Consider the following 24,632-nt stretch of genomic DNA (forward strand, 5'->3'; position numbering starts at 1 on the left):
ATTCCTGCTGCCGTCGTCCTGCGCGGAGCTGCCAACATGCAGCCTGCGGGTACCCCGGCCTGCGGCCAGCCGCGGATGCTGGCAAAGGGTGAGGAGCTGTTCGCCGAAGGCGACCCGGCGGACTATTTCTACAAGGTGGTTTCGGGGTCCATCCGGACCTGCAAGCTGCTGAGCGACGGCCGCCGGCAGATCGATGCGTTTCATCTTGCCGGCGACATCTTCGGGCTGGAAGCCGGCCCCGAGTACCGCTTCACCGCCGAAGCGCTGGGCGATGCCACCCTCGTGGCCTTCCGCCGCTCGCGCCTCGCCGAATTGACGGCCGCCGATCCGGACTTCGCCAACCAGGTGCTCGCATCGATGATGAAGTGCCTCGGCCGTGCCCAGGACCACATGCTTCTGCTCGGTCGCAAGACCGCCCAGGAGAAGATCGCGACCTTCCTGCTCGACATGGCCAAGCGCATCTCCAGCGACGACGAGCATGTCGAACTGCCGATGCAGCGCTCCGACATTGCCGACCATCTCGGCCTCACGATCGAGACGGTGTCGCGCACCCTGACCCAGTTTGCGCGCCAGGGCCTGATCCGGCTTCAGGCCGGCAGCCGGTCGGTCGATCTCTGCAATCTCGCCGCCCTGCGCAAGCTCGACGCCTGATCCGGTATGCGAGAATCGGGGCGACCGTCACCCGCGATTCTCCGGCTAAGTCCAAGCCCGCGGATGCGCGGTCAGCGACGGGGAGGCTGCTTTACGATGGCGACAGCCTGGGCCTGTTGCGACCGCAGGTATTGCGCGGTCGCCGAAGCCACTGAAATGCCCAGCAGCAGGAATGAGGCACAGGCGAGCAGCAGGAAATAGATCGGGATATCGGTCATCGAACTCTCCTCGCTTCCTTGATGTTCAGTGGGAAACGGCGCCGATCGGGGCGTTGGGCCGCAGTCGATCGATCGCCTTGAACGACCGCCGCGCATGGGCGAGCAGCTCGCCATCGGTCGGATGGTCCATCGCTTCGACACCCACCAGCGTCTTCTTGACGTGTGGCAGATGCTTGTCGAGATGGTGGATCAGTTCCTGCTTGGCTTGTGCGGGCCCGACCAGAAGCCATTCCTGGGCGCCGCGGATGGCGTCGACGATGTGGTCGAGGAAACTCACGTCGAGAGCGGCATGGCCTGCACCGATGACACCGGCCTTGTGGTGCACTTTCCGGAATGGGCTGTGGGCTTTGATGTTCTCGCGCTCCACATCGTCGGCGTTGAAGCGGAACACGTGGGCTTCCTTGCTGTCCATCCAGACGATGGCGTGACTGTGGGTCATGGTTTCTCCCAATGGCAATGTTAGAATGGTGGCTCGGCGGACACGGCAATGCGTTGATTCAGGTCAATCGTCGGACGATGTTGGATCAACTGACTTCCGCCGCGTGGCGACCGCGCGCAGTTCGCTCATTCCCTTGCCGGTTCGTGGGTCAACGACATGCAGTCCATTGCAGGCCAGGCAGTGCTGTCCGACGAACGGGGGCAGGGAACCATTGCCGTCTTCGTAGCGGCCCTGGACATTGTAGCCCGTGGTCGGGCAGCGGAAGACGAACGTACGCACCTCGCCATTATGTCTTCGCAGTGATGATGCGCTTTGACGCAGGTCAAAGCGGAGCGCGACCGCACCGACGATCTTTTCCCGCAAAGGGGATTTTCATGACCAATTGCGTTTCCAAGGACAGGTTCGGCTATCTGGGCACGGAGGCGGCTGCGCTGCGGGAACATTTGGACCAGGCGTCCGCCGCCATTGCCCGCGCCGCACAGAGCGAGGGCACGGAGGCCGCCACGGCGGCGGCCGAAGCGGCGCGCGAACTGCTTGCCCGCGCCGCATTGCTGGCGGACGAATGGGTCGACAAGGCGAAGGTGGCGGGGAAAGTGGTCGACGCGGGACAGGAGGGTCTCGCCGACATGGTCCGGCGCAAGCCGTTCGCGGCGTTGGGTCTCGCCACCGCGGCCGGCTTCGGGCTGGCGCTTCTCATGCGCCGCAAATGAGCGTTGCCTCGGAGACGGGAGCTTTGCTGGTGGCGCTGGCGAAGTCGCTCGCCACGGTCGGCGCCGGTGTTCTCGTCGCCTCCGGCCGGCGCCTCGCGGCGACCGTGGCTGCCTATCTGATCGTCGGCACGTTGCTGGCCGCCAGCCTCGCTTTCCTGACCCTGTCGGCCTATCGCGCGATCGCCGCGTCTCTCGGCGATATCTATGCGCCTCTGATCATTGGCTGCGTTTTCCTGGTGGCGGGACTCATCGCGGCGCTGATCGTGCAGACGCGCCGCCGCTAGGCTCATGCTCAAGGTTCGAAGGCTCGGAATCGACGCCTGTCAGGAGACCGTCGCCTACCTCGCGCGTCGCTGCGAGCACTATCGCGCGCAGGAATTCGTGGCCCTCGCCCGGATCGAGATCTGGGGCGGGGGGCGCCGCATCGTCGCCACGCTGAACATCGTCGATGACGAGTCGATCATGGCGACCGACGAGCTCGGCCTGTCCGAACTCGCCTACCGCCAGCTCGGGCTTCCGGCGGGAACGCCGGTGGAAATCGCCCAGGCGGGGCCGCCGCCCAGTCTCGACCATGTCCGTGCCAAGATCGACGGCGCCGAACTGGATCCGGTCGCCTACCAGGAAATCGCGCGCGATCTCGCCGCGCATCGCTATTCCAAGATGGAGATCGCGGCCTTCCTGATCGCCGGCGCACGCTTCACGACCGCGGCCGAGGTGCTTTCGATGACCCGCGCGATGGCGGCGGTCGGGGGCCGGCTGTCCTGGGCCAGCGACATGGTCGTCGACAAGCATTGCATCGGCGGCATTCCGGGAAACCGGACGTCGATGATCGTGGTCCCGATCGTGGCCGCCCACGGCCTGACCATCCCCAAGACGTCGTCGCGCGCGATCACCTCGCCGGCCGGTACCGCCGACACGATGGAAGTGCTGGCGAGGGTCGATGTCGGCTCGGACGAGATGCATCAGATCGTGGCGGCCGAAAACGGCTGCCTGGTGTGGGGCGGCCATGCGAACCTCTCTCCGGCGGACGATGTCCTGATCTCCGTCGAGCGGCCTCTGGCGATCGACACACCCGAACAGATGGTCGCCTCGATCCTGTCCAAGAAGCTGGCGGCCGGATCGACTCATCTCGTCCTCGATCTGCCGGTCGGGCCCACGGCCAAACTGCGCGATCGCGAGCGCTTCCTGCGGCTGCGCAAGCTCTTCGAATACGTCTCCGACCAAATCGGCATCAGCACGACGGTCCTGGCGACCGACGGCAGCCAGCCCATCGGCCGCGGCATCGGCCCGTGGCTCGAAGCCCGCGACGTGATGCGCGTGCTGGAGCGCCATCCCGAGGCGCCGCGCGACCTCGAGGAGCGCGCCCTCCTGCTGGCCGGGCATGTGCTCGAATTCGATCCCGCGCTACGCGGCGGCCAGGGGATCGTGCGGGCCCGCGAGCTGCTGCACAGCGGCGCGGCGTTGGCGAAGATGCAGCGCCTGATCGCGGCTCAGGGGAGTCCCCCGGAGACGGCCAGCCTGGGGAGGCTCACGCATGACGTGCCGGCCACCCAGGACGGAATCGTGACGGCGATCGACTGCCTTAGGCTGGCGCGCGTGGCCCGCCTCGCCGGTGCGCCCATGGACAAGGGTGCGGGCGTCGATCTGTTCAAGCGGATCGGCGATCCCGTGGAGCAGGGCGAACCGCTCTACCGCATCCATGCCGCTTTCGAGGCCGACTTTCGCTTCGCCACCCAACTCGCCGCCGCCGGCGACGGCATGACCATCGGGAAACGCGCGTGACTCTGTCGCTTCATATCCACGGTGCCGCCGGCACGGTCACGGGATCGTGCCACCGGCTGGTGACGCCACACGGGACGCTGCTCGTCGATTGCGGTCTGTTCCAGGGGCCGAAGTCGCTGCGCGCCCTGAACTACCGGGCCTTTCCTTTCGAGCCGGCCGAGATCGCGGCGGTGCTGTTCACGCATGCCCACATCGATCACAGCGGGCTCTTTCCCAAACTGACCGTCGCCGGATTTCAGGGTCGCGCTTTCGCCACCGAAGCGACGCGAGACCTGTTGCGTTGGCTGCTCCCCGACGCCGGCGCCATCCAGGAGTACGACGTCGAACGCCTGAACCGCCGCAACGCCAGGCGAGGCGAGCCGGTGGTGGCGCCGATCTACACGCGCGCGGATGCCGAGGCGTCGCTCTCCTTCATCGAGTCGCAGCCTTACGATCGCTGGTTCGAGCCGCTGCCCGGCGTCCGGGCGCGCTTGCGCAATGCCGGTCACATTCTCGGCAGTGCCTTCGTTGAAATCGAGGTCGATGCCGCACCGCGTCCGCTGCGGCTCGTCTTCTCCGGCGATCTCGGGCCGCTCGGCAAGACCCTGCAGCCCGATCCCGCGCGGCCCGGTCGCGCCGATGTCGCGCTGGTCGAGTCCACCTACGGCAGCCGCTCGCGCGAGGCGATGTCGGAAGCGGATCGCAGGGCCGTCCTGGGCCGCGAACTGGAGGCCGCGCTGGCCGCCGGTGGGAACGTCGTCGTGCCGGTCTTCGCGGTCGAGCGGACGCAGGAGATCCTTGAGGATATTGCGGAACTAAAAAGGGGCGGCAAGCTCAAGGGCGCACAGGTCTTTCTCGACTCGCCGCTGGCGGGCCGAACGACCGAGGTCTTCCGGGCCCATCGCGCCTCCCTAAGCCGCTCCGAAGGCGGGCAAGCGTTCAGCGGCGGCGAGTTCCGGCTGAGCGAGACCGTCGACCAGAGCCGGGCGATCGGACGTATCCATGCCGGTGCGATCATCCTCGCAGGGTCCGGCATGTGCGACGCCGGACGGGTGAAACACCATCTCAAGGACAATCTTTGGCGCGCAGAGTCGACGATCCTCTTCGTCGGCTACCAGGCGCCCGGCACGCTGGGGGCGCTGATCCGCGGTGGTGCCGCGCAGGTGCGAATCCATGGCGAGGAGATCGGCGTCCGGGCGCGCATCCGGTCGATCGACTCCTATACGGGTCATGCCGATCGCGAGGAGCTCGTCAGCTGGTGCCGGCCGATGCTGGACGGGCTTGGCTCTCTCCTGCTCGTCCATGGGGAGCCGGACGGAATCGACGGCCTCTCCGCCGCGCTCACCGCGACCGGGGTCGATCGAGCCCGCATCGTTGCGCCTGTCCTCGACGAGAAGTTCGTCTTCGTCCATCGCGACGGAAGGTGGATGGCGACGCCCGAAGCGGGCGGGGTGCCCCGTCTCTCGCCCGACGCGGCGCATGCGCGGCGCGACTGGCACAACGACTATGCGCAGATGCTGCTCGATATCCGGGGAGCCCTGCAGGCCGCTCCCGACGACGCGGCGCGGCACCGGCTCCTGCAGGGACTGCGCCGCGTGCTGGGCAACAGCGGCCGATAGGTCCAACATAAAAAAGGATGCGCCCCGACGCCGGGGCGCATCCTGCACCAAACGCACCGTATGGTTACTTGGCCGCCTTGAGCGTGACCTCGGCCAGCCCGGCGGCGACGTTAAGGCCCACGTTGCCCTCGACGCTGACCGGCTGCAGGCTGACCTGCTTGTTGCCGCCACCGATCAGGACGTTGGCGCCCGCGCCCACCCCAGCCGAAGCACTGGCCGTCGGACCGACATAGTCGCCGGCAAGCGCGCCCTTGGCGACCTGACCCGGCGCGAAGACCAGCCAGACGACATGCCCCTGCTTGGTGAAGCCGAGATCGACGCCGTACTTCTTGATGGTGCCGGTGTAATGGTCGGCCGTGCCGTCGGTCTTGGCCAGGATGCAGTCGAGGTCCTTCGATGAGCCGAAGACGAATCCGACGCCCCCGGCGACGGTGCAGGTGAGCGAGCCAACGTTCACACCCTTGGGCGGCGTCTGCGCCTGCGCCGCAGGACCAAAGGAAAATACGGACAGCGCCGCCGTGAGGGCCGCAGCATACATGTTCATCGTTTTTCTCCTGGGAGGCGGAAAGGGTTTCTCCGCATGCTTCAACGTACGGTGCGGATACCGCAGAAGCGTTGATCTGCATCAACCTCGGGCAGGTTGATGCAGATCAACGGCGGGTGTCCGATTCCGGCCTACAGTCCACATTGCAGAAGCGGAGGGTGAGATGAACGACATGCATGCGGACAAGCTGCCGAGCGTGGAGTCACTGCCGGCGAGCAACATGGCGAATGCGGCACTTTCGACATACGCCGATTGTTTCGAGGAATGGGCCGCCATCGGCGCGGCCTGGCAGAGCGAGCTCTCGCAATTCGCCGAACGCCGCCTCAAGGACAATGTCTCGACATACCTGACGCTGCTGTCGGCGCGCGACGCCGCGAGCGTCTGGCAGGCTCACGGCGCCTGGGGCGTTCGCGCGCTCGAGGACTATTCCGGAGAAGCGAACCGTCTCGCGCGGCTCATCACCAGCGTGACGGTGAGCGGCGCCACGCCCGAGGCCCAGCAGACAACGCAGCTTCTCGGCTAGCGAAGGCTCAGTATGTAGTCGACCAGCGCCTGGCGTTCGCGATTGCTGAGGGAGAAGTCGGGCATGCGCGTGTGCCCGGTCGAGAGGTAGGCCTTGAGCTGCTCGGCGTTGGTCGTCGGCCTGGCCGCGATGGCGGAGAAACTCGGGATACCGTTGGCGCTGGCGGTCCTGGGCGCGGGCTCGACGATGTGACACGCCATGCACCAGCGTTCAGCCAGAGCGGCCCCGTAGCCGGGGCTCTGCGCCAACGCGGGAAGCGGCAGAAGCATCAGCAACGCGATCAGTTTTTTCATCGGGTTCTCCATGATCTGATTAGGTGCGGCGCAGCGCCCGGAAAAGGGCAATGCCGACGATGAGGATCAACACCGAGGGTACCAATCCCATCAGGGCGAGTTCGAACGGGTCTCGTGCCGTGCCGCGCAGGAAGGGAAGCCACGAATCGTCCGACTGGCACCACAGCCGGCCATCGGCCTGGCGGATGCACGACTGGTTGAGCAGCAGCATCCAGCCGACCCACGCAATCGCACTGGCAACGGCCCAGAGGGTTATCAATGCGCGTCCCGAGCCCATCCTGCCGGTCCTTCTTCTGGGAGTGCTGTTCAGGCGGTGACGTTGAGCTCGTCCGGAAGTACGCCGGGGGTGTGCTCCACGCGCTTGACGCCCGGGACGTTCTCGGCGGCCACGCGCATGGCATCGCGGGTCGCGGCGGACCGCACGTAGCCCCAGAGGTTCACCACGCCCTTATCGACGACGACATTCGTTGTGGGACCGACGATCGCACCGATACGGCCGATTTCCTTTTCCACATTCTCCCTGATCTCCTCGTCGCTGGCCGTGACGTCGCCGAGCGGCTGACGCGACAGGAGCCCCAGGAGCAGATTGGAGCGGCTCACGAGACCGACGAGTTTGCCGTCGCGAAGGATGGGGACTCGCTTGATGTTGTGCTGCTTCATCAGCCGGGCAACCTCTGCGACGTCGGCATGCTCGCCGGCTGTCACGACATCCTTTGTCATGACGTCTGTCACGCGGCGTGAATGCGAACGAACATAGTCGCGGGCAATGACCGCCTCGTCGGCGAGCAGGCGCTGAAACCAAGAGCGCGACGGCGTGGTGCCGGTTTCGGCACGGAACATCAGATCCGCCTCGCTGACGATCCCGATCATCGTGCCGTCCGTGTCGACGACGGGCGCGGCGCTGATCCCCGAAGTGAGCAGCTTCTCGGCGGCCTCGAAGACGGAGGCGGTGGCCTCGATCGTGATGACGGGTTTGCTCATGATCTGCTGGACATGCATGGCGACCTCCGGGTTCTGCGGGGAGTCCGGAGGAAAGTTCACCCGAAGGAGCGTCCTTCCGCCTTGTCCCAGATCAAGCGGCCGCGGCTGACCGGGCTTGATCTGGATCAGGGCGCCGCGGGACTTCTTGTCCCTTAGCTGGCACGATGACCGGAATGGGAAACCGACAGGTGGGCCTGTGAGGGACGGGGAGATCGAAACCGGAGAGCCGGTGCTTGCGGCAGTTGCCGATCACCGCTCGCTGCTGTTGCTGCGCGGCGCGGCGGCGCTGCTCTTTGCCTTCCTCGTCTTCTTCTGGCCCAAGCTCACGGTCACGGGTCTTGCAGTCCTCTGGGGCGGCTATTCCCTCGCGGACGGTACCCTGGCCCTGACCGCCGCGAGCTTCGCGCGCCGCGGCGCGCCACGGATATGGCTGGGAGTGATCGGACTGGCGGGCCTGGCCTGTGCCGCCAGCGCCCTGTTCGCGCTCGACCTGCTCGCCGGGCATCTGGTCGGGATCATCTCAATCTGGGCGATCTCGACCGGGGCGATGCAGCTCTGGGCCGCGCTCGAATTGCGCAAGACGGTCGACGGTGACTGGGTGCTCGCCGTGGACGGGCTGGGCGCGCTCCTGTTCGGACTGGCACTCGCTTTTTGGCCGGGGCCGGAGGAGCAAGTGCTGATCTGGGTGACGGGATGGTTTGCTCTCGCCCTCGGGAGCTTGTTCACGAGCATCGGAGTCTGGCTCGGTCGACCGACTTGAGCCGCTTGACGCAGGTCAAGGACGGCTTGCCCTGTTACTCTAGAGTGCCTCGCATTCTCCCGACGGCAGGAGCGGGCAATGCTGGCAAGAGACATCATGACCGAAAAGGTCGTCTGCGCCCGGCCGACCGACTCGCTGTTCGACGCCGCCGAACTCATGCTGGGCGCCCATGTCAGCGCGCTCCTCGTGGTCGGCGACAAGCGCGAAATCGTTGGGATCATCAGCGAGGCAGATCTTATCCGTCGCGTCGAGACCGACACGGCACCGGCGAAAAGTTGGCTGCTCCGTCTGCTGGAGAAGGATGGTTCGGCGGCGCGCACCCTGGCCTCGACACGGACGCGGCGGGTTGGCGAAATCATGACGAGGGAAGTGGTGACGGCGGGCGAGGAGACGCCGCTGCAGGAGCTCGTGGAGCGTCTGCAGCGGTACCGGGTGAAGCGCATTCCGATCGTTCGCGACGGTTTTCCCGTGGGCATCGTGAGCCGCGCCGACGTGGTGCGGGCCGTGCTGTCCCACGCGCGGCAGGCCGCCTCCAGTGGCGACGAGGCCGCCTTGCGCCGGAAGGGTGTCGGCCCATGATGGACAGTTCATCCCCCGTCAGATGGTTTCGGGACATTCGCGGGACCGATCTCGCATCGGTCGGCGGCAAGAATGCTTCGCTCGGTGAGATGGTATCGGCGCTGTCCGGCCAGGGGGTGAAGGTACCGGACGGCTTTGCGCTGACAGCGGACGTCTATCGCGAGGCGCTTGCTGCAAGCGGCGCCTGGCCGAAGCTGGCGGCCCTGCTCGTCGGCGTCGGTGCGAACGATGTCGGTCGGTTGGCCAGGGCGGCCGCGGAAGCCAGGGCCATCGTCTATGCCGCGACGGCCACGGACCGGATCCGAACGATGCTGGTGGAGAACTACCGCAAACTCGAAGCCATGTATGGCGCGCGGGTCGCGGTCGCCGTCCGCAGCTCCGCCACGGCCGAAGATCTGCCCACCGCGAGCTTTGCGGGCCAGCACGAGAGCTTCCTCAACGTCCAGGGGATCACCCAGCTCGAAGAAGCGTGCCGAAGGTGCTTCGCCTCCGCCTTCACCGACCGGGCGATCGTCTATCGCAATGCCAATGGCTTCGATCATCTGAAGGTCGCCCTGTCCGTCGGCATCATGAAGATGGTGCGCTCCGATCTCGCAGCCAGCGGCGTGGCCTTCACGCTCGACACCGAAAGCGGCTTTCGTGACGTCGTGCTGGTGACCGGTGTGTGGGGATTGGGCGAAAGCATCGTGCAGGGCAAGGTCGATCCCGACGAGTTCTATGTCCACAAGCCGACGTTTCGCGCCGGCAAGCGCTGCGTCCTGCGGCGCTCTCTGGGACGCAAGCAGCAGGAGCTGATCTACGGCAAGGAGCATGCGGCCGGTACGACCGTCTATATGGAGACGCCCGCCGACAAGCGCGACCGCTTCTGCATCAGCGACGCCGAAGTGCTCGAGTTGACCGACTCTGCCCTGCGGATCGAGGCGCATTATTCGCAACTGGCGGGTGAGCCGCGGGCGATGGACATCGAATGGGCGAAGGACGGTCCCGATGGCGACCTCTTCATCGTCCAGGCCCGCCCCGAGACGGTGGTGTCGCGGCGCACCGCCTCCGTCATCGAAACCTACAGGGTGCGCAGCAAGAGCGCGCCGCTGGTCGAGGGGCGTGCGGTGGGCGAGAGAGCGGCCAGCGGCGCCGTGTATCCGGTGTCGAGTGCCGCGGACCTGCCGAGCTTTCCGCCGGGCGCCGTGCTGGTCGCGAGCTCGACCAGCCCCGACTGGGAACCCGCGATGAAGCGGGCGGCAGCGATCGTGACCGATCGAGGCGGGCGGACCTGCCATGCCGCCATCGTGGCGCGCGAGCACGGCATTCCGGCCATCGTCGGCGCCGGAGATGCCACGACGGTCCTCAAGAAGGGCACGCGGGTGACGGTATCGTGCGCCGAGGGCGAGACCGGCCGCGTCTATCCGGGCGACCAGCCGATCGAGATCGTCACGAAGGACTTTGCGGACCTCGCCCGGCCGCGCACGCCCATCATGGTGAATCTGGGCAATCCCGACCTCGCCTTCCGGACGGCCATGCGACCGAACGAGGGTGTCGGGCTCGCCCGCATGGAGTTCATCGTCAACCAGCATATCGGCGTTCATCCGATGGCGCTGGCCCATCCCGAGAAGGTGACCGACCCGGCCGAACGCGAGCAGATCTCGCGGTTGACGCGGCACTTCGACGATCCGAAGGACTTCTTCATCGAGCGCCTGTCGGAAGGGATCGGTACCATCGCCGCGGCCTTCCATCCCAAGCCGGTCATCGTGCGGCTGTCGGACTTCAAGACCAACGAATATGCCAAGCTTCTGGGCGGAAGCGGCTTCGAGCCGCGCGAGGAAAACCCGATGCTGGGTTTTCGCGGCGCCAGCCGGTACACGCACCCGGCCTATGCGGATGGCTTTGCACTCGAATGCGCCGCCCTGCGTCGGGTTCGCGAGGACATGGGACTGGAGAACGTGCGCATCATGGTGCCGTTCTGCCGCCGCGTGGAGGAGGCCGCTCAGGTCATTGCCGCACTCGAGAAGCACGGTCTGAAGCGTGGCGACAGGGGACTCGAGGTCTACGTGATGTGCGAGATCCCCAACAACGTCATCCAGATCGATGCGTTCGCCAAGCTGTTCGACGGGTTCTCGATCGGCTCCAACGATCTGACGCAGCTCGTCCTGGGCGTCGACCGCGATTCCGACATGGTCTCGTTCGAATTCGACGAACGCGATCCCGGCGTGCTCGAAATGCTGCGACTGGCGATCGAGGGTGCCCATCGCAACGGACGTCATGTCGGCATCTGCGGCGAAGCACCGGCCAACTATCCGGAGGTCGCGAGCTTCCTGACCAAGCTCGGCATCGACTCGATCAGCGTCAATCCCGAGAGCGTCGCGCAGACGATGGACGTCGTGTTTCGCGCGGAAGCTTGAGGCATATCAATTCCCCGGCGTTCCGGCGCGCCTAGCGTGAGCGCCAACAACGGAGGAAGCCATGCCAAAGATGATGGCGGCAGTCTTTGCCGAGCCGGGCCGGATCGTCCTCGAGTCGCGACAGGTGCCCGATGTCGGCCCCCTGGATGCGCTGGTGCGGATCAGCACGACGACGATCTGCGGTACCGACGTGCACATTCTTCGTGGAGAATATCCCGTCGCGAAGGGGTTGATCGTCGGCCACGAGCCGGTCGGAATCATCGAGAAACTGGGATCCGAGGTCAAAGGCTACAAGGAAGGCCAGCGCGTGATCGCCGGCGCCATCACGCCGAGCGGGCACAGCTACGCCTGTCTCTGCGGCGCGCACTCCCAGGATGGGCCCGGAACGCGGCACGGTTTCAAGCCGGCGGGCGGCTGGCGCTTCGGCAATACGATCGACGGCTGCCAGGCGGAGTTCGTTCTGGTGCCCGATGCCATGACGAATCTCGCCCCGGTCCCGTCAAACCTCACCGACGAGCAGGTGCTGATGTGCCCTGACATCATGTCGACCGGATTCGCGGGTGCCGAGGGCGGCAGCGTTCGGATCGGGGACATCGTGGCGGTGTTCGCCCTCGGCCCGATCGGCCTTTGCGCCGCGCTGGGCGCGCGTTTGATGGGGGCCACCACGGTGATCGGCGTCGATACGGTTCCGGCCCGGATGGAAGTCGCCCGAAAGCTCGGTGTCGATCATGTCGTTGATTTCAAGAAGACCGACGCCGTCGCGGCGATCCGCGAACTCACGGGAGGGCGTGGTGTCGATGTCGCGATCGAGGCTCTGGGCACGCAGCAGACCTTCGAGAGCGCCCTGCGGGTACTGCGGCCCGGTGGAACGCTGTCGAGTCTCGGCGTCTATTCGACGGATCTACGCATACCGCTGGATGCGTTCACGGCCGGGCTCGGCGACAACAAGATCGTCACGTCGCTCTGCCCGGGCGGCAAGGAGCGCATGCGGCGGCTGATGGACGTCATCGCCGCGGGGCGGGCGGATCTCGGCGCCCTGGTGACGCACCGCTTCAAGCTCGCCGACATCGAGCAGGCCTACGAGCTCTTCGCGCATCAGCGGGACGGGGTTCTCAAGGTCGCCCTCACACCGTGATGGGGAGCCGCCCAAATGGTCAGTCCACCTTCCGGCTTCGAAGGCCAGGCCGTGCCAGTGTCGCCGGGGCGGCGCCTCTTGCGGCCCGACTTCGTCTGGGGTGTCTCGACCTCGTCCTATCAGATTGAGGGCGCGGCCCGGGAGGAAGGGCGCGGTCCCAGCGTCTGGGACGGCTTTTCCCACCAGCCGGGGCGAATCGCCCATGGCGATACCGGCGATGTCGCGTGCGATCACTACCATCGATACGCCGAAGACATCGCGCTGATGCGCGAGATGGGTGTAGGCGCCTATCGCTTCTCGGTCGCCTGGCCGCGCGTACTGCCGGAAGGGCGGGGGACAGCGAACGAGCGCGGGATCGCCTTCTACGACCGGCTCGTCGACGGGTTGCTGGCCGCGGGCATCGAGCCTTGGGTGTGCCTGTATCATTGGGACCTGCCGCAGGCGCTGCAGGATCGCGGCGGCTGGGCCGCACGCGACAGCGCGAACTGGTTCGCCGACTATGCCCGACTGGTGGCGAGCCGGCTGGGCGACCGCGTGAAGCGGTTCGCGACCTTCAACGAGCCCGGCGTGTTCACGCTGTTCGGGTATGCATTCGGCTGGCATCCGCCGGCTGTCGACGATGCAGCCCAGCATCATGCCGCGATCCATCACGTGAACCTGGCGCATGGCGCGGCGATCGATGTGCTTCGGGCGTACCTGCCCGGCGTGTCGCTCGGGACCATCTGCAACATGCAGCCGGTGCGGCCGGTGGATCCGACCCCCGCAGACCGAGCGGCGGCCGCGTTGCTGGACGACTACTGGAACCGGGCCTTCGCCGATCCGCAGATTCGCGGCGCCTATCCCACCGTGCTGGCCCAGCGGATCGCGCCGTTCGTTCAGGATGGTGACATGGAACGGATCCGGCGCCCCATCGACTGGCTGGGCATCAACCACTATTCGCCGATCTACGCGCGCGCCGACGCGGGGTCGCGACTGGGCTTTGCCTGGAGCGATGCGCCGGCCGAGGTGCCCCGTTCCCCGATCGGGTGGCAGATCGATCCCGATGCCTTCAGGAACACGCTGCTCGACGCCTGCGACCGCTATCGGCTGCCGATCTACGTGACGGAGAACGGCGCCGGCGCGGAGGAAAGCGGCGATGCCGCGGGGGCTGTGAACGACGTCGAGCGCATCAACTATCTCTCGCGCTACCTCGATGCGCTCGAAGAGGCGGTCCTGCTGGGGGCCGACGTGCGCGGCTATTTCATCTGGTCGCTGCTGGACAATTTCGAATGGGGCGCGGGGTACGCCAACCGCTTCGGCCTGGTGCGCGTCGACTATCCCACGCAGCGCCGCATCCCCAAGGCCTCGGCCCACTGGTACAAGGCGACCATCGCCGCCCAGGCCCGCGGAAGCGTGCCATGAGCTGCCTCCTCGCCGATGTCGGAGGAACACGCACTCGCTTCGCCCTGCTCACGGACGGGCAGGTCGGACCGATCGAATCGGTGCGTACCGGCGCCTACGCCAGCATGCACGATGCCGTTCATCACTTCCTCAATGGCCAGACTGCGAGCATGGCCGTGGACCGCGCGGTGATTGCGGCGGCCGGACCTGTCTCGGGCGGCCGCTGCAAGCTCACCAATGCCCGCTGGATCCTCGATGCCGAGAGTCTGCGGCAGGGGCTGCGTCTTCGGTCCGTGCACCTCGTCAACGACCTCGCGGCCCTGGCCTGGGCCGTGCCGCATTTCGGCGCCGACGACCTGGTCGCAGTCGGCGACGGCAGCGCTGTCCAGGGGGAGCCCGTGGCGGTCATCGCGCCGGGCACCGGGCTCGGCCTGTCGTGTTACCTGCCCGGCGCGCCGCCGCGGGTCGTGGCCAGCGAGGCGGGGCATGCGACGATGGCGGCGACCGACGCGGGCGACGCCGCGATCCTGGCATGGCTGCGCCAGCGCTTCGGCCATGTCTCGGCCGAGCGCGTTTTGTCGGGTGCCGGACTGGTTAACCTGCAGGCGGCGCTGGCGATCGAAGAGGGCCGGGAGTCCGGAACGGTCACGCCGGAGGAAATCGTCCGAGGGGCTGTCTATGGTTCGCCCCGGGACAGCGCCGCGCTGGAACTGTTCTGTGATTTCCTGGGATCTTTCGCGGGCGACATCGCGCTCACCTTCGGCGCCCGCGGCGGGGTGTTGTTCGCGGGCGGGATCGCGCCTCATATCCTCCCGGTTCTGCTGGATTCGTCGTTCCGCGCGCGCTTCACCGCCAAGGGCCGCTTTGCCGACTATGTCGGGCAAATCCGCACCGCCGTCATCGTCCGGCCAGAGCCTGCCTTCCTCGGCCTGGCGGCGCTGGCATCGCAGGGCGACGGATGAGGACCGACGACGGCATCTCGGCAGTCGGCCCGGGGCCACTCAGGCGCTTCTGGCATAGCGCGCTGGGGTTCGGCCGCGGCAAGGGTTCCTGGGTGCCGTGGGCCCTGATCGGGCTGCTGATCCTCTGCGTCGTAGCACAGCTTCTGGTGCAGTACCGGCTGAACGTCTGGAACCGGGACTTCTTCGATGCGCTGGAAAAGCGCAATGGCGCCGGGATCCGCCATCAGACCTATCTTCTGCCCGGCCTCGCCGCTTGCAGCATCTTCCTCGCCGCCTTCGCCGTCTGGGCGCGCATGACCTTTCAGCGCAGGTGGCGCGGCTGGCTCACGGCGCACCTGATCGGGCTCTGGCTGGAGAACGGCAACTACCGGCGCCTCGAGGCCGCGAGCGACGAACCCCAGCTCGCGGAATATCGTATCGCCGAAGATGCGCGCATCGCCACCGATGCCCCGATCGACCTCGTGACCGGCCTGCTTTCCTCGGTGCTCACGGCCGCGACCTTCGTGGTGGTGCTGTGGACGGTGGGCGGCGCGATCGCGATCGGACCCGCGCGTCTCGACCTCGAATTGCCGGGTTACCTCGTGTTCGCCAGCATCGCCTACGCCATGCTGACGACCGGGGCCATGCTGCTGGTCGGGCGGCGCATGGCGCATGTCATCGAGCGGAAGAACCAGGCCGAGTCGGAGCTCAAGTTCGCGGTCGCCCGGCAGCGCACGGCGCCGGTCGGTTCGGTGGGGGTGGGGGTACCGGCGGGAGCGGTGAGCTTCGCGCTGGACGAGGTGCTGCGGAACTGGCGGCTGTTGTGCGGCCAGCATGTGAGGACCACACTCGTATCCTCCGGCAATACGCTGCTGGCGCCCATCATCGGTCTGATCCTGTCCGTGCCCAAATATATCGACGGATCGCTGTCGCTCGGCGAGGTGACCCAGGCCGCCGCGGCCTTCGCGGCGGTCCAGATCGCCTTCAACTGGCTGGTCGACAATTACCCGCGTCTTGCGGAATGGGCCTCCTCCGCGAGCCGCGTGGGAGTCCTGCTGGTGGCGCTCGACCAGCTGGGCAAGCCCCGCCAGCCCGCGGTGGCGGAGATAGCATCCGGGAGGTGATCCGTGCCGCAATTCGAGACCGAGACAGTGGGAGGCTCCTGGCGGCCGGGCCTCTCGCAGGCGGATGCGCAGGCGCGCCTGCGGGCCGAGGGTTTCAACGAGCTCCCCGCGGGCGATGGCCGGGGCATCCTGCGCATCGTGGCCGACGTGCTGCGGGAGCCGATGTTCTCGCTGCTGCTGGCCGCGGGCGCGATCTACCTGGTACTTGGCGACCTCGGCGAGGCGATCGTCCTCCTTGCCTTCGCGACGCTGTCAGTCCTGATCACCGTCGTGCAGGAGACCCGCAGCGAGCGCGTGCTTGCGGCCCTGCGTGATCAGGCGAGCCCGCGCGCGCTGGTGATCCGCGACGGGGAGCGGCGGCGCATCCCCGGCCGGGAGGTCGTGCGGGGCGACACGATCGTCGTGCTCGAAGGCGACCGCATTCCCGCCGACGCGGTCGCCGTGTCGGCCAGTAGCCTCGTCGTCGACGAATCGCTGCTCACGGGTGAATCGGTTCCCGTCAGCAAGCGCGCCGGCGATGGGGATGACGCCATGGCGCGCCCCGGCGGCGAGAACACGCCGTATCTCTATTCGGGAACGCTGGCCGTCCATGGCGAAGCTATTGCCGTGGTGCGCGCCACCGGACCCGGCAGTGAGCTCGGCCGCATCGGCCAGTCGCTGAAGGCGATCTCTCCGGAGCCGCCGCGGCTGCAAGCGGAGACACGCCGGCTCGTGCGGATCTTCGCGACGGTCGGCGCCGCCGCCACGGTGGCCGTCGTCCTCCTCATCGGCCTCACCCAGGGTGACTGGCTGAAAGCCATATTGGGCGGCATCGCGCTCGGCATGTCGCTCCTGCCCGAGGAGTTTCCTCTGGTGCTCACGGCTTTCATGGTCATGGGCGCGTGGCGTCTGTCGCGCGTGCGGGTCCTGACGCGCCGCGCTTCCGCGATAGAAATGCTGGGCGCTGCGACGGTCCTTTGCTCGGACAAGACGGGCACGATGACCCAGAACCGCATGACCCTGGCAGAAGTGCGGACGCCCGCGACGATATGGCGGATCGGACAGGGCCAGCCGGATGCCGAGGCGACGAGTCTGATCGCGACCGCCCGGCGTGCGAGTTCGCCCGAGCCCTCCGACCCGATGGAGAAGGCCATCGCCGCCCAAGCCGGTTCGACGACGGGGGGCGAACTCCTGCACCGCTACGGTCTCCAGCCGACATTTCTGGCGATGAGCCATGTCTGGCAGGACGCGGCGGGCGGCCTTTGCGTGGCGACGAAGGGTGCACCCGAGGCGGTCGGCGCGCTCTGCCGCCTCGATCCGGCGGACCAGGCATGGCTGCGGCACGCGGTCGAGGAGATGGCCGGTGAAGGCATGCGGGTGCTGGGTGTGGCACGGGGACGTGTCTCGGACGGACGCTTGCCGGACGACCAGACGGGCTTGGATGTCGCGTTCCTCGGCCTGCTGGGATTCGCCGATCCGCTGCGCGAGAACGTGCCGGCGGCGATCGAGGAGTGCCACTCTGCCGGAATCAGGGTCGTCATGATCACCGGAGACTATCCGGCCACCGCGCAGGTGATCGCCGCCCGCGCCGGGCTGGATGCCGGTCGGACGCTCGACGGACCTTCGCTCGAGAGGCTGGACGATGTGGCCCTGCGCGGGTCCGTCCGTACGACCAACGTGTTCGCCCGCATCATGCCGGAGCAGAAGCTGCGCCTCGTGCAGGCCCTGAAGGCCGACGGCGAAGTCGTGGCGATGACGGGCGACGGGGTCAACGATGCACCGGCGCTCCGGGCCGCGCATATCGGCATCGCGATGGGCGGCCGCGGCACCGACGTTGCACGAGAAGCTTCCGCCATCGTCCTTCTGGACGACGATTTCGGTTCGATCGTGCGCACCATCCGCCTGGGACGGCGCATATACGACAATCTCCGGAAGGCCAGTGCGTACATCGTAGCGGTGCACATCCCGATCGCGGGCCTGGCGCTGCTACCCCTGCTGTTCGGGCTGCCGTTCATGCTCAGTCCCGTACACATCGCATTCCTGGAAATGGTCATCGATCCGGTCTGCTCGATCGCTTTCGAGGCCGAGACGGAGGAGCGCGATCTGATGCAACGGCCGCCGCGGGCCGCGGACAGCCGCCTGCTGTCCGCGCCGACGATGGTCTTCAGCCTGCTGCAGGGAGTGCTGGCACTGGTGGCGCTGGCCATCGTGCTGTTGGTGGGGGTCGGACGTAATATGCCGACCGATGAACTTCGCGCGCTCATGTTCACCTCGCTCGTCCTGATCAACGTCGGGCTGATCGTCGTGAACCGCTCCTTCTCGTCGTCACTGTCCGTGGCTGTCCGGCGCCCGAACGCCTTCCTCTGGTTCCTTCTGGCCGTGGTGGCCTCAGTGATGACGGCGGCGCTCACCTGGCCGCCGGCGATGGATCTTTTTCAGTTCGGCGCGCTGCATGCCGACGATCTCGGCGTGTCGCTGATCGCGACCGTAATCCTCATCGTCTGTCTGGAAGCGCTGAAGCCGTGGTGGCGGCACAGACTGCACCGCTGACGCTCGACGTTGAGATAGGTCAAGGCGGCGCCGCGCCGGTCCCGGCATGGTCGCGTCGCTGCCTTCAAACGGTCGAGACCGTCATGCTCTACCTCACCAACGCCAACCTGCCGATCTCGGTCAGGCAACAGCTCCCCCTGCGGGCCCAGGACCTTTATCGCGAAGCCTTCAACGAAACCTGGGCCCTGCACGCGGCCGATGCCGGTCGCGAGGAACATGCCAGCCGTGTTGCCTGGGCGGCCGTGAGGCAGCGCTATCACGCCGTGCCGGGCGGCCAGTGGCAGCCGAACGTGCCCCCCGATCTGCCGGGGCAGGAGGAGGGCAGGCGATGACGTACAGGGTCGTGATGGCGGCGCTGTCGCCGGGTCGGGATTGCCAGGGCGTGGCGGGCGCTGCCATTGCGCTTGCCCGGCAGTCGGACGCCATGCTGCTGGCGCGTGCCTACTGCCGTCCGATCCACTGCATCTGCGGCGACTACTCGGTCCCTGCGGCGCTGTTCCAGGAGGACCGGCGGCAGATCGAGCGTCACCTCAAGGCGTCGGAAACGGACTTCCGGGCGATCGCCGCCAAGCACGACCATGTCGCGGACTGGCAGGGCGAGAGCAGCATTGAGCCGCTTTCCGAGCGCTTGTCGCGCGAGTCCGCTGCAGCCGACATCGTCGTCGCCGGCATCCCAAAGGTCGGCGAACTGCCCGATGCGACGAGGCAGCCCGACCTGTGCGAGTTGGTGATGCAGGCGGGGCGTCCGGTCATGCTGGTGCCGGAGTCTTCACGGACTGCGAAATTCGACCGGATCCTCGTCGCCTGGAAGGATACGCGCGAGGCGCGGCGGGCCGTCTGTGATGCGCTGCCGCTGCTCGCCCAGGCCCGGAACGTCGTCGTCGTCGAAATTCACGCGGCGGAGGACCATGCTGCTGCCTGGCAGAGCGTGGCGCGGGTATCCGGTTGGCTGGCTCGCCATGGCATCGCGGTGGAGGAGAAGGTGGTCCCGGCCGAACTGGCCAATGCGGCGCAGCTGTCGGGCCTTGCGCGAACCTACGATGCCGACGTGATCGTGGCGGGCGCCTATGGACACAATCGTCAGGGTCGCTGGACGCTCGGCGGAATCACCAGCGAACTCCTCTCGGGTGGCCGATGCGTGCTTCTCTCGCACTAACGAGATTCGTCGCCGTCCTCGCTTTGTCGCTGATTGCAGGCTGCGCGGGCGATCCGGCACCGGCACCGTCTCCCGTCACGCCGCTCCCGCCCATGGCGCCAGTCTCCGAACTGTCGGCGGCACTGCAGGGGATCGGGATCGCCGTGCCGGCGCGCGGCAAGCTGGTGGTCGTCAACATCCCGTCGTTCGAACTCGTCGCCCTCGAAGACGGAAAGCCGGTCCTGCGCAGCCGAGTCGTGGTCGGCCGACCGTCGACTCCCACGCCCGAACTCTCGACGGCGATCTGGGCGGTGACCTTCAACCCCTCCTGGACACCGACGCCCGCCATGGTGCGCTGGGAAGGCGCGCGGCACATGCCGCCCGGACCCCAGAATCCCCTCGGCCGCATCCTGTTCGAACTCGACAACGACCAGCTGATCTTCCTGCACGACACCAACGACCGGAGATACTTCGAGCGCGCGGTGCGAGCGTTCAGCCACGGATGCGTGCGCGTGGAAAAGGCCCGTGCCATGGCCGCCTGGGCGCTCGGCCTCACGGAGGCCGAGATCGACCGGTCGATCGCACGCGGCGGGACCCATCGCGAGCCGCTCGCGGAGATCATTCCGGTGATGCTGGTCTACCGCACGCGCTTTCCCAATGATGACGGGCGCCTGGTGGACTATCCCGATGTCTACCGGCAGCAATCCGCCGCGGCCATCGCGGCCATCGAGCGTACCTCTGGCGAATGCCTGGGCCCGCTCTAGCCTGACGCTTGCGCAAGCAGGGTGCGCGGTGTTGATCGAGCGCTGCCGGCTGCAGCGGCGGAGGAAGCCATGCCCGATTCAGGGATCATCGACATCCGGATCAGCGACATCCGGCAGCTCTTCAATTCCCTCGACCCGTCTCCCTTTCACGAAAGGGATCTCGACCGTGATGCCGAAGAGTTCATCGTGGGCTGGGCGGACGAGTATCCGCTCCAGAGCCCCCTCGAACTCGTCATCCGTGTGCCGCGCGAGCAGCTCGACCAGGCGCGCCAATCGAACATTCCGGAGGCGATCCACAACTATTTCTCCTACCGCGCGGTGGCGAGCGCGAGGCGTATCCGGTTCCAGCTGCGAGAGGGCCGCTTCGCCCTCGCGATGGGGCTGGCCTTTCTCGCGGCATGCATCCTGCTTCGTCAGCTTGCCGGTTCGATCGCCCCACCGCCCTTCCAGCAGGTCTTCCAGGAGGGGCTGCTGATCCTCGGGTGGGTGGCGATGTGGCGGCCGCTGCAGCTTTTCCTCTACGACTGGTGGCCGGTGCGCCACCATGGAAGGCTCTATCGCAAGCTTGCCGCCATGAAGGTGACGGTTCTCGCCGCCTAGATCAGAAGCCGGATCGTATCGGCCACGGGGCACGGCCTGGCTAGGAAGCCAGGTGGCAGGCGACCTTGCGATCGTCGACTTCGCGCAGCACCGGCATTTCGACCCGGCAACGATCAATGGCCAATGGACAGCGTGGATGGAAGGGACAGCCGGCGGGCGGGTTCATGGGGCTTGGAATCTCGCCCTGCACCGCGGCCCGGCGGCGAGGGCGGCCCGGGCGAGGAACCGGCACGGCGGCCAGGAGTCCCTCGGTATAGGGATGCAGCGGCCGGCGGTAGACCGCGTTCTTGTCGCCAATCTCCACGATGCGGCCGAGATACATGACGGCGACGCGATCGGCGATGTGCCGCACGATCCGCAGGTCGTGGGAGACGAACACGTAGCTCAAGCCGCGCTGGGCCTGCAGGTCACGCAACAGGTTGACGACCTGACCTTGCACCGAAACGTCGAGCGCCGACACGGGTTCGTCGCAGACGATCAGCGCCGGATCGAGGGCGAGCGCCCGGGCGATGCCGATGCGCTGGCGCTGGCCGCCGGAGAATTGGTGCGCATAGCGCGCGCCGTGCTCCGGGGCGAGCCCGACCAGCGCGAGCAGCGCTGATGAACGCTCGCGGCACTCCTTGCGCGACATGCCGGCCAGGCGCAGCGGTTCGGTAACGATCTCGTGGACCTGCATGCGCGGATTGAGCGACCCGTAGGGGTCCTGGAAGATCATCTGGAAGCGCCGGCGTAGCGCCTGCAACTCGGCGCCCTTCGCAGCAGCGATGTCGTGGCCGTCGAAGGTCACGGATCCGGCCGTCGGATCGAGCAGACGGATCAGCAGGCGGCCCAGCGTAGACTTTCCGCAACCGCTTTCCCCCACGAGCCCCAGCACCTCGCCGCGCGCAACTGAGAGGTCGACGCTCTCGACCGCGCGAACCGTGCCGACCCGGGAGATGCCCAGCGGTCCGCCCAGAACGGGAAAATGCTTGGTGAGGCCGCGCGCCGCCAGCAGTTCGGTCGTCATGCGACCGCCAGTGGCTTGAGGCAGGCCGCGGCATGACCGGGTGCAAGTGAAAGCAGCGGAGGTTCCTGGGCGCGGCAGGCGGCAATGGCCTGCGGGCAGCGCGGCTCGAAGCGGCACCCGGGGAGCGACATCGCTGGCGCGGGCACGGACCCTTCGATGACGGCCAGCCGGTCGACCGCGCCCTCTTCGTCGCTTGGCATGCAGCGCAGCAGGGCAGCGGAGTAGGGATGTGCCGCGGCATCGAACAGCTTCGTGGTCGCGGCGCGCTCGACCACCCGCCCGGCGTACATGACGACCACCCGATGGGCCTGCTCGGCGACGACGCCGAGATCGTGGGTGATGAACAGCACGCCCATGCCAAACTCGGCCTGGAGGTCCGCGAGAAGATCCGTGATCTGCGCCTGGATGGTGACGTCGAGCGCGGTCGTCGGTTCATCGGCGATCAGCAGCGCGGGATCGCAGGCGAGCGCCGCCGCGATCATCACGCGCTGGCGCATGCCGCCGGACATGCGGTGCGGATAGTCGTCGTAGCGCTGGGCCGCAGAAGGGATGCCCACCCGGTCGAGCAGGGCGATCGCCCGTGTTCGTGCGTCGCGCTTCGACAGGCCGCGATGGAGCCGAAGCGGCTCGGCCACATGCGCCCCGATCGAAAGCAGCGGATTGAGAGACGACATCGGCTCCTGAAAGATCATGGCAATGCGATTGCCGCGCATCGCAGCCATCTCGCGCTCGCTGAGAAGAGCAAGGTCACGACCCTCGAAGCGGATGGCGCCGCGCGCCACACGGCCCGGTTCCTGAAGCAGACGCATGATCGCCAATGCCGTGACGCTCTTGCCGCTGCCGCTCTCGCCGACGAGGGCGACGGTCTCATGCGCATCGACGGTGAAACCAACGCTCTCGACGACCGTGGTCGCGTTGGCTGCCGGCCCGAAGGCGACGGTGAGGTCTTCGATTTCCAGCAGCGCCATGAAGAAGAAGGGCTCCCCTCGCGGTTCTACAATTCAAAATGCCTAAATGACCGGACAATTAGACATTGAGTCGTACAATAGACCGCTTTAGGCTTGGAGCAAGACACGAGCAGGAGAAAGCAATGTTGGGGCCATTGGGTGAGGAGTTCTCGACCTTCGCGATTTCGGCTCGTTGCGCGGAGACCGGGAAGTTCGGCGTGGCGATCTCGACGCGGCCCATGGCCGTCGGCACGCGCTGTCCCTTCGTGAAGCCTGGCCTCGGCGTCGTGGTGACCATGGCCGTTACCGATCCGCGCCTCGGTCCGCTCGGCCTCCGCCTGCTTAGTCTCGGTTATTCGGCGGCGAAGGCCCTGGAGGAGATCGCGGTCAGCGATCCCCACATCGAGTATCGCCAGATTTCCGTGATCGATCGCGACGGCAACGCCGTGGCGCGGACCGGCGCGAGCAATCACGATTGGTCGGGCCATTTCTGCGAGCCCGGCATGGTGGCCATGGGCAATGGCCTGATCTCCGAACGCACCGCCTCGGCCATGGCCGATACATTCAAGGCGATGAAGGGCGACGATCTCGAAGCCCGGTTGATGGCGGCACTGGAGGCCGGTCGCGATGCCGGCGGCCAGCATGGCGGCCAGCATTCGGCAGCCCTTATCGTCTATCGTACGCAGGAATATCCGCTGGTCGATCTGCGGGTCGACGAGCATGTCGAGCCGATCGGCGAACTGCGCCGCCTGTTCGACCTGTATCGCCCGCAGATCGAATACTACGAGACGCGGCCCTGGCAGCCGACGGCACTGGGGGTCGTCGAGGACTGGGTCGAGGCGCGCGCCAAGGCCAAGGCGGCAGGGTTGAAGCCATGACCTTCACCGTTGTCGGCCGCTGTCCGCGGACCAGGATGCTGGGCGTCGCCATGGCGACCCATGCCCCGGCCGTGGGCAATCGCTGCCCCGTGGTCATCCCGCGCATGGCCGCGGCTTCGGTGCAGGCGATCGCCGATCCCCGGCTCACCCTGCTCTGCACCAAGCTGATGGGGCTCGGGTACCATGCTGGCAAGATCATCCACGAACTCGAAAGCAGCGATCCCAACGCGCCGCTGCGCCAGATCGGCGTCGTCGATGCCTGGGGCAACGCTGCCGCCATGACCGGCATGGAGAACGGCGCCTACGCCGGCCATCTCATCGGCAAGGGCTGGCTGGTGATGGGCAACGGCATCGTCGGCCCGCAGGTCATCGAGGCGATGGCCCGGTCGATGGAGACCACGGGCGAGGAATTGTTGGAAGAGCGGCTGGTCCGCGCGGTCGAAGCGGGGGGACGCGCCGGCGGCCAGGCCGACGGGCATTTTTCCTCGTCGATCCTGGTCTACGGCGACGAACCCTTTGCCTACATCGACCTGCGCGTCGACGTGCATGAAGAGCCGATCGGCGAGTTGCGCCGCATCTTCGAATGGTTCCGTCCCTTGCTGCCCTACTACAGCGAGCGGCCCTACAACCCGCGCCTGCCGCGGGACGATCGCTGGCGCGATCAACAGAAAAAATAGCCGGGGGAAATCTAGAACAGGAGCTTCATCGCCGAGGGGGTG

General features: G+C 67.0%; 29 protein-coding genes. 20 read left to right on the top strand and 9 right to left on the bottom strand.

The genetic code is table 11. The features are described 5' to 3' along the window. Window positions 1–36: 36 nt before the first annotated feature. Window positions 37–651, top strand: a complete 615-nt coding sequence (locus ACO07I_RS22520; RefSeq protein ID WP_422011319.1) for a helix-turn-helix domain-containing protein — start codon at window positions 37–39, stop codon at window positions 649–651. A gap of 71 nt (window positions 652–722) precedes the next feature. On the opposite strand, the gene ACO07I_RS22525 is transcribed toward ACO07I_RS22520, so the two are convergent. The 3 genes from ACO07I_RS22525 to ACO07I_RS22535 form a co-directional block, all read right to left on the bottom strand. Then, the gene (locus ACO07I_RS22525) at window positions 723–869 is read right to left on the bottom strand and encodes a hypothetical protein (protein ID WP_422011321.1); all 147 of its coding nucleotides are present in this window, start codon (window positions 867–869) and stop codon (window positions 723–725) included. 25 nt (window positions 870–894) lie between these two features. Next, entirely contained in the window at window positions 895–1,308 is a 414-nt protein-coding gene (locus ACO07I_RS22530) for a translational machinery protein (protein WP_422011323.1), read from the bottom strand. A gap of 63 nt (window positions 1,309–1,371) precedes the next feature. After that, complete coding sequence (locus ACO07I_RS22535) at window positions 1,372–1,671, bottom strand: hypothetical protein (RefSeq protein WP_422011325.1); 300 nt, start codon at window positions 1,669–1,671, stop codon at window positions 1,372–1,374. 11 nt (window positions 1,672–1,682) lie between these two features. Here ACO07I_RS22535 and ACO07I_RS22540 point away from each other — a divergent pair, with 11 nt between their 5' ends. Genes ACO07I_RS22540 through ACO07I_RS22555 form a run of 4 tightly spaced genes read left to right on the top strand, consistent with a single transcriptional unit; the run spans window position 1,683 to window position 5,398 of the window. After that, complete coding sequence (locus tag ACO07I_RS22540; RefSeq protein ID WP_422011326.1) at window positions 1,683–2,018, top strand: hypothetical protein; 336 nt, start codon at window positions 1,683–1,685, stop codon at window positions 2,016–2,018. Next, a complete protein-coding gene (locus ACO07I_RS22545; protein WP_422011328.1) occupies window positions 2,015–2,302 on the top strand; it encodes a hypothetical protein in 288 nt (95 codons plus the stop codon). The genes ACO07I_RS22540 and ACO07I_RS22545 overlap by 4 nt, the downstream gene beginning before the upstream one ends. Window positions 2,303–2,306: 4 nt before the next feature. Then, entirely contained in the window at window positions 2,307–3,800 is a 1,494-nt protein-coding gene (locus ACO07I_RS22550) for a thymidine phosphorylase family protein (protein WP_422011330.1), read from the top strand. After that, window positions 3,797–5,398, top strand: a complete 1,602-nt coding sequence (locus ACO07I_RS22555; RefSeq protein ID WP_422011332.1) for an MBL fold metallo-hydrolase RNA specificity domain-containing protein — start codon at window positions 3,797–3,799, stop codon at window positions 5,396–5,398. The genes ACO07I_RS22550 and ACO07I_RS22555 overlap by 4 nt, the downstream gene beginning before the upstream one ends. 64 nt (window positions 5,399–5,462) lie before the next feature. On the opposite strand, the gene ACO07I_RS22560 is transcribed toward ACO07I_RS22555, so the two are convergent. Then, a complete protein-coding gene (locus ACO07I_RS22560) occupies window positions 5,463–5,942 on the bottom strand; it encodes a DUF992 domain-containing protein (protein WP_422011334.1) in 480 nt (159 codons plus the stop codon). A 163-nt stretch (window positions 5,943–6,105) separates the two neighbouring features. Here ACO07I_RS22560 and ACO07I_RS22565 point away from each other — a divergent pair, with 163 nt between their 5' ends. Then, window positions 6,106–6,465: a hypothetical protein gene (locus ACO07I_RS22565; protein ID WP_422011336.1), complete on the top strand. Its 360-nt coding sequence runs from the start codon at window positions 6,106–6,108 to the stop codon at window positions 6,463–6,465. On the opposite strand, the gene ACO07I_RS22570 is transcribed toward ACO07I_RS22565, so the two are convergent. From ACO07I_RS22570 to ACO07I_RS22580, 3 genes are read right to left on the bottom strand one after another with little or no spacing between them, the layout of a single operon-like run. Beyond that, window positions 6,462–6,758 (bottom strand): c-type cytochrome, encoded by a 297-nt coding sequence (locus ACO07I_RS22570; protein ID WP_422011338.1) that lies wholly within the window; start codon window positions 6,756–6,758, stop codon window positions 6,462–6,464. The genes ACO07I_RS22565 and ACO07I_RS22570 overlap by 4 nt on opposite strands. A 19-nt stretch (window positions 6,759–6,777) precedes the next feature. Further along, on the bottom strand, window positions 6,778–7,035 hold the full coding sequence (locus ACO07I_RS22575; protein WP_422011340.1) for a hypothetical protein: 258 nt from the start codon (window positions 7,033–7,035) through the stop codon (window positions 6,778–6,780). 29 nt (window positions 7,036–7,064) lie between these two features. After that, entirely contained in the window at window positions 7,065–7,757 is a 693-nt protein-coding gene (locus ACO07I_RS22580; RefSeq protein WP_422011342.1) for a CBS domain-containing protein, read from the bottom strand. A gap of 211 nt (window positions 7,758–7,968) precedes the next feature. Here ACO07I_RS22580 and ACO07I_RS22585 point away from each other — a divergent pair, with 211 nt between their 5' ends. The 12 genes from ACO07I_RS22585 (at window position 7,969) to ACO07I_RS22640 (ending at window position 21,082) form a co-directional block, all read left to right on the top strand. Next, complete coding sequence (locus ACO07I_RS22585) at window positions 7,969–8,499, top strand: DUF308 domain-containing protein (protein ID WP_422011344.1); 531 nt, start codon at window positions 7,969–7,971, stop codon at window positions 8,497–8,499. A gap of 96 nt (window positions 8,500–8,595) precedes the next feature. Next, window positions 8,596–9,078, top strand: coding sequence for a CBS domain-containing protein (locus ACO07I_RS22590; RefSeq protein WP_422011346.1), 483 nt, complete (start codon window positions 8,596–8,598; stop codon window positions 9,076–9,078). Next, complete coding sequence (ppsA, locus tag ACO07I_RS22595) at window positions 9,078–11,474, top strand: phosphoenolpyruvate synthase (protein WP_422011348.1); 2,397 nt, start codon at window positions 9,078–9,080, stop codon at window positions 11,472–11,474. The genes ACO07I_RS22590 and ppsA overlap by 1 nt, the downstream gene beginning before the upstream one ends. Window positions 11,475–11,535: 61 nt before the next feature. After that, a complete protein-coding gene (locus tag ACO07I_RS22600; RefSeq protein WP_422011350.1) occupies window positions 11,536–12,609 on the top strand; it encodes a zinc-binding dehydrogenase in 1,074 nt (357 codons plus the stop codon). Between the two features lie 15 nt (window positions 12,610–12,624). Further along, window positions 12,625–14,010 carry a GH1 family beta-glucosidase gene (locus tag ACO07I_RS22605; RefSeq protein WP_422011352.1) on the top strand — a complete coding sequence of 462 codons (1,386 nt, stop codon included), beginning with the start codon at window positions 12,625–12,627 and terminating at the stop codon, window positions 14,008–14,010. Beyond that, window positions 14,007–14,951 carry a glucokinase gene (glk, locus tag ACO07I_RS22610; protein WP_422011353.1) on the top strand — a complete coding sequence of 315 codons (945 nt, stop codon included), beginning with the start codon at window positions 14,007–14,009 and terminating at the stop codon, window positions 14,949–14,951. Before ACO07I_RS22605 ends, glk begins: the two co-directional genes overlap by 4 nt. Then, a complete protein-coding gene (locus tag ACO07I_RS22615; RefSeq protein ID WP_422011355.1) occupies window positions 14,948–16,054 on the top strand; it encodes an SbmA/BacA-like family transporter in 1,107 nt (368 codons plus the stop codon). Before glk ends, ACO07I_RS22615 begins: the two co-directional genes overlap by 4 nt. 3 nt (window positions 16,055–16,057) lie before the next feature. Then, on the top strand, window positions 16,058–18,583 hold the full coding sequence (locus ACO07I_RS22620) for a cation-translocating P-type ATPase (RefSeq protein ID WP_422011357.1): 2,526 nt from the start codon (window positions 16,058–16,060) through the stop codon (window positions 18,581–18,583). Window positions 18,584–18,666: 83 nt separating this feature from the next. Next, window positions 18,667–18,915: a ChaB family protein gene (locus ACO07I_RS22625; RefSeq protein WP_422011359.1), complete on the top strand. Its 249-nt coding sequence runs from the start codon at window positions 18,667–18,669 to the stop codon at window positions 18,913–18,915. Next, complete coding sequence (locus tag ACO07I_RS22630; RefSeq protein WP_422011361.1) at window positions 18,912–19,739, top strand: universal stress protein; 828 nt, start codon at window positions 18,912–18,914, stop codon at window positions 19,737–19,739. Before ACO07I_RS22625 ends, ACO07I_RS22630 begins: the two co-directional genes overlap by 4 nt. Before the next feature lie 92 nt (window positions 19,740–19,831). Next, window positions 19,832–20,482 (top strand): L,D-transpeptidase family protein, encoded by a 651-nt coding sequence (locus ACO07I_RS22635; RefSeq protein ID WP_422011363.1) that lies wholly within the window; start codon window positions 19,832–19,834, stop codon window positions 20,480–20,482. Window positions 20,483–20,551: 69 nt separating this feature from the next. Next, window positions 20,552–21,082, top strand: a complete 531-nt coding sequence (locus tag ACO07I_RS22640) for a hypothetical protein (RefSeq protein WP_422011365.1) — start codon at window positions 20,552–20,554, stop codon at window positions 21,080–21,082. Between the two features lie 40 nt (window positions 21,083–21,122). Here ACO07I_RS22640 and ACO07I_RS22645 read toward each other — a convergent pair whose 3' ends face one another. Together ACO07I_RS22645 and ACO07I_RS22650 are read right to left on the bottom strand one after the other, a co-directional pair. Further along, window positions 21,123–22,088 carry an ABC transporter ATP-binding protein gene (locus ACO07I_RS22645; protein ID WP_422011367.1) on the bottom strand — a complete coding sequence of 322 codons (966 nt, stop codon included), beginning with the start codon at window positions 22,086–22,088 and terminating at the stop codon, window positions 21,123–21,125. Continuing rightward, entirely contained in the window at window positions 22,085–23,056 is a 972-nt protein-coding gene (locus ACO07I_RS22650) for an ABC transporter ATP-binding protein (RefSeq protein WP_422011369.1), read from the bottom strand. The genes ACO07I_RS22645 and ACO07I_RS22650 overlap by 4 nt, the downstream gene beginning before the upstream one ends. 122 nt (window positions 23,057–23,178) lie before the next feature. On the opposite strand from ACO07I_RS22650, the gene ACO07I_RS22655 reads away from it, so the two are divergent. Both ACO07I_RS22655 and ACO07I_RS22660 read left to right on the top strand, forming a co-directional pair. Then, window positions 23,179–23,913, top strand: coding sequence for a DUF1028 domain-containing protein (locus ACO07I_RS22655; RefSeq protein WP_422011371.1), 735 nt, complete (start codon window positions 23,179–23,181; stop codon window positions 23,911–23,913). After that, window positions 23,910–24,590 carry a DUF1028 domain-containing protein gene (locus ACO07I_RS22660; protein WP_422011373.1) on the top strand — a complete coding sequence of 227 codons (681 nt, stop codon included), beginning with the start codon at window positions 23,910–23,912 and terminating at the stop codon, window positions 24,588–24,590. The genes ACO07I_RS22655 and ACO07I_RS22660 overlap by 4 nt, the downstream gene beginning before the upstream one ends. Window positions 24,591–24,632: the final 42 nt, after the last annotated feature.

It is taken from the genome of Reyranella sp. (assembly GCF_965227665.1).
Taxonomy (GTDB): domain Bacteria; phylum Pseudomonadota; class Alphaproteobacteria; order Reyranellales; family Reyranellaceae; genus Reyranella.

What these genes read in the sequence shown, in the direction of transcription:
- ACO07I_RS22520 (WP_422011319.1), top strand. Translation starts at nt 37, where the DNA reads ATGCAGCCTGCGGGTACCCCGGCCTGCGGCCAGCCGCGGATGCTGGCA.
- ACO07I_RS22525 (WP_422011321.1), bottom strand. Translation starts at nt 869, where the DNA reads ATGACCGATATCCCGATCTATTTCCTGCTGCTCGCCTGTGCCTCATTC.
- ACO07I_RS22530 (WP_422011323.1), bottom strand. Translation starts at nt 1,308, where the DNA reads ATGACCCACAGTCACGCCATCGTCTGGATGGACAGCAAGGAAGCCCAC.
- ACO07I_RS22540 (WP_422011326.1), top strand. Translation starts at nt 1,683, where the DNA reads ATGACCAATTGCGTTTCCAAGGACAGGTTCGGCTATCTGGGCACGGAG.
- ACO07I_RS22545 (WP_422011328.1), top strand. Translation starts at nt 2,015, where the DNA reads ATGAGCGTTGCCTCGGAGACGGGAGCTTTGCTGGTGGCGCTGGCGAAG.
- ACO07I_RS22550 (WP_422011330.1), top strand. Translation starts at nt 2,307, where the DNA reads ATGCTCAAGGTTCGAAGGCTCGGAATCGACGCCTGTCAGGAGACCGTC.
- ACO07I_RS22560 (WP_422011334.1), bottom strand. Translation starts at nt 5,942, where the DNA reads ATGAACATGTATGCTGCGGCCCTCACGGCGGCGCTGTCCGTATTTTCC.
- ACO07I_RS22565 (WP_422011336.1), top strand. Translation starts at nt 6,106, where the DNA reads ATGAACGACATGCATGCGGACAAGCTGCCGAGCGTGGAGTCACTGCCG.
- ACO07I_RS22570 (WP_422011338.1), bottom strand. Translation starts at nt 6,758, where the DNA reads ATGAAAAAACTGATCGCGTTGCTGATGCTTCTGCCGCTTCCCGCGTTG.
- ACO07I_RS22575 (WP_422011340.1), bottom strand. Translation starts at nt 7,035, where the DNA reads ATGGGCTCGGGACGCGCATTGATAACCCTCTGGGCCGTTGCCAGTGCG.
- ACO07I_RS22580 (WP_422011342.1), bottom strand. Translation starts at nt 7,757, where the DNA reads ATGCATGTCCAGCAGATCATGAGCAAACCCGTCATCACGATCGAGGCC.
- ACO07I_RS22590 (WP_422011346.1), top strand. Translation starts at nt 8,596, where the DNA reads ATGACCGAAAAGGTCGTCTGCGCCCGGCCGACCGACTCGCTGTTCGAC.
- ppsA (WP_422011348.1), top strand. Translation starts at nt 9,078, where the DNA reads ATGGACAGTTCATCCCCCGTCAGATGGTTTCGGGACATTCGCGGGACC.
- ACO07I_RS22600 (WP_422011350.1), top strand. Translation starts at nt 11,536, where the DNA reads ATGCCAAAGATGATGGCGGCAGTCTTTGCCGAGCCGGGCCGGATCGTC.
- ACO07I_RS22605 (WP_422011352.1), top strand. Translation starts at nt 12,625, where the DNA reads ATGGTCAGTCCACCTTCCGGCTTCGAAGGCCAGGCCGTGCCAGTGTCG.
- glk (WP_422011353.1), top strand. Translation starts at nt 14,007, where the DNA reads ATGAGCTGCCTCCTCGCCGATGTCGGAGGAACACGCACTCGCTTCGCC.
- ACO07I_RS22615 (WP_422011355.1), top strand. Translation starts at nt 14,948, where the DNA reads ATGAGGACCGACGACGGCATCTCGGCAGTCGGCCCGGGGCCACTCAGG.
- ACO07I_RS22625 (WP_422011359.1), top strand. Translation starts at nt 18,667, where the DNA reads ATGCTCTACCTCACCAACGCCAACCTGCCGATCTCGGTCAGGCAACAG.
- ACO07I_RS22630 (WP_422011361.1), top strand. Translation starts at nt 18,912, where the DNA reads ATGACGTACAGGGTCGTGATGGCGGCGCTGTCGCCGGGTCGGGATTGC.
- ACO07I_RS22635 (WP_422011363.1), top strand. Translation starts at nt 19,832, where the DNA reads ATGGCGCCAGTCTCCGAACTGTCGGCGGCACTGCAGGGGATCGGGATC.
- ACO07I_RS22640 (WP_422011365.1), top strand. Translation starts at nt 20,552, where the DNA reads ATGCCCGATTCAGGGATCATCGACATCCGGATCAGCGACATCCGGCAG.
- ACO07I_RS22645 (WP_422011367.1), bottom strand. Translation starts at nt 22,088, where the DNA reads ATGACGACCGAACTGCTGGCGGCGCGCGGCCTCACCAAGCATTTTCCC.
- ACO07I_RS22650 (WP_422011369.1), bottom strand. Translation starts at nt 23,056, where the DNA reads ATGGCGCTGCTGGAAATCGAAGACCTCACCGTCGCCTTCGGGCCGGCA.
- ACO07I_RS22655 (WP_422011371.1), top strand. Translation starts at nt 23,179, where the DNA reads ATGTTGGGGCCATTGGGTGAGGAGTTCTCGACCTTCGCGATTTCGGCT.
- ACO07I_RS22660 (WP_422011373.1), top strand. Translation starts at nt 23,910, where the DNA reads ATGACCTTCACCGTTGTCGGCCGCTGTCCGCGGACCAGGATGCTGGGC.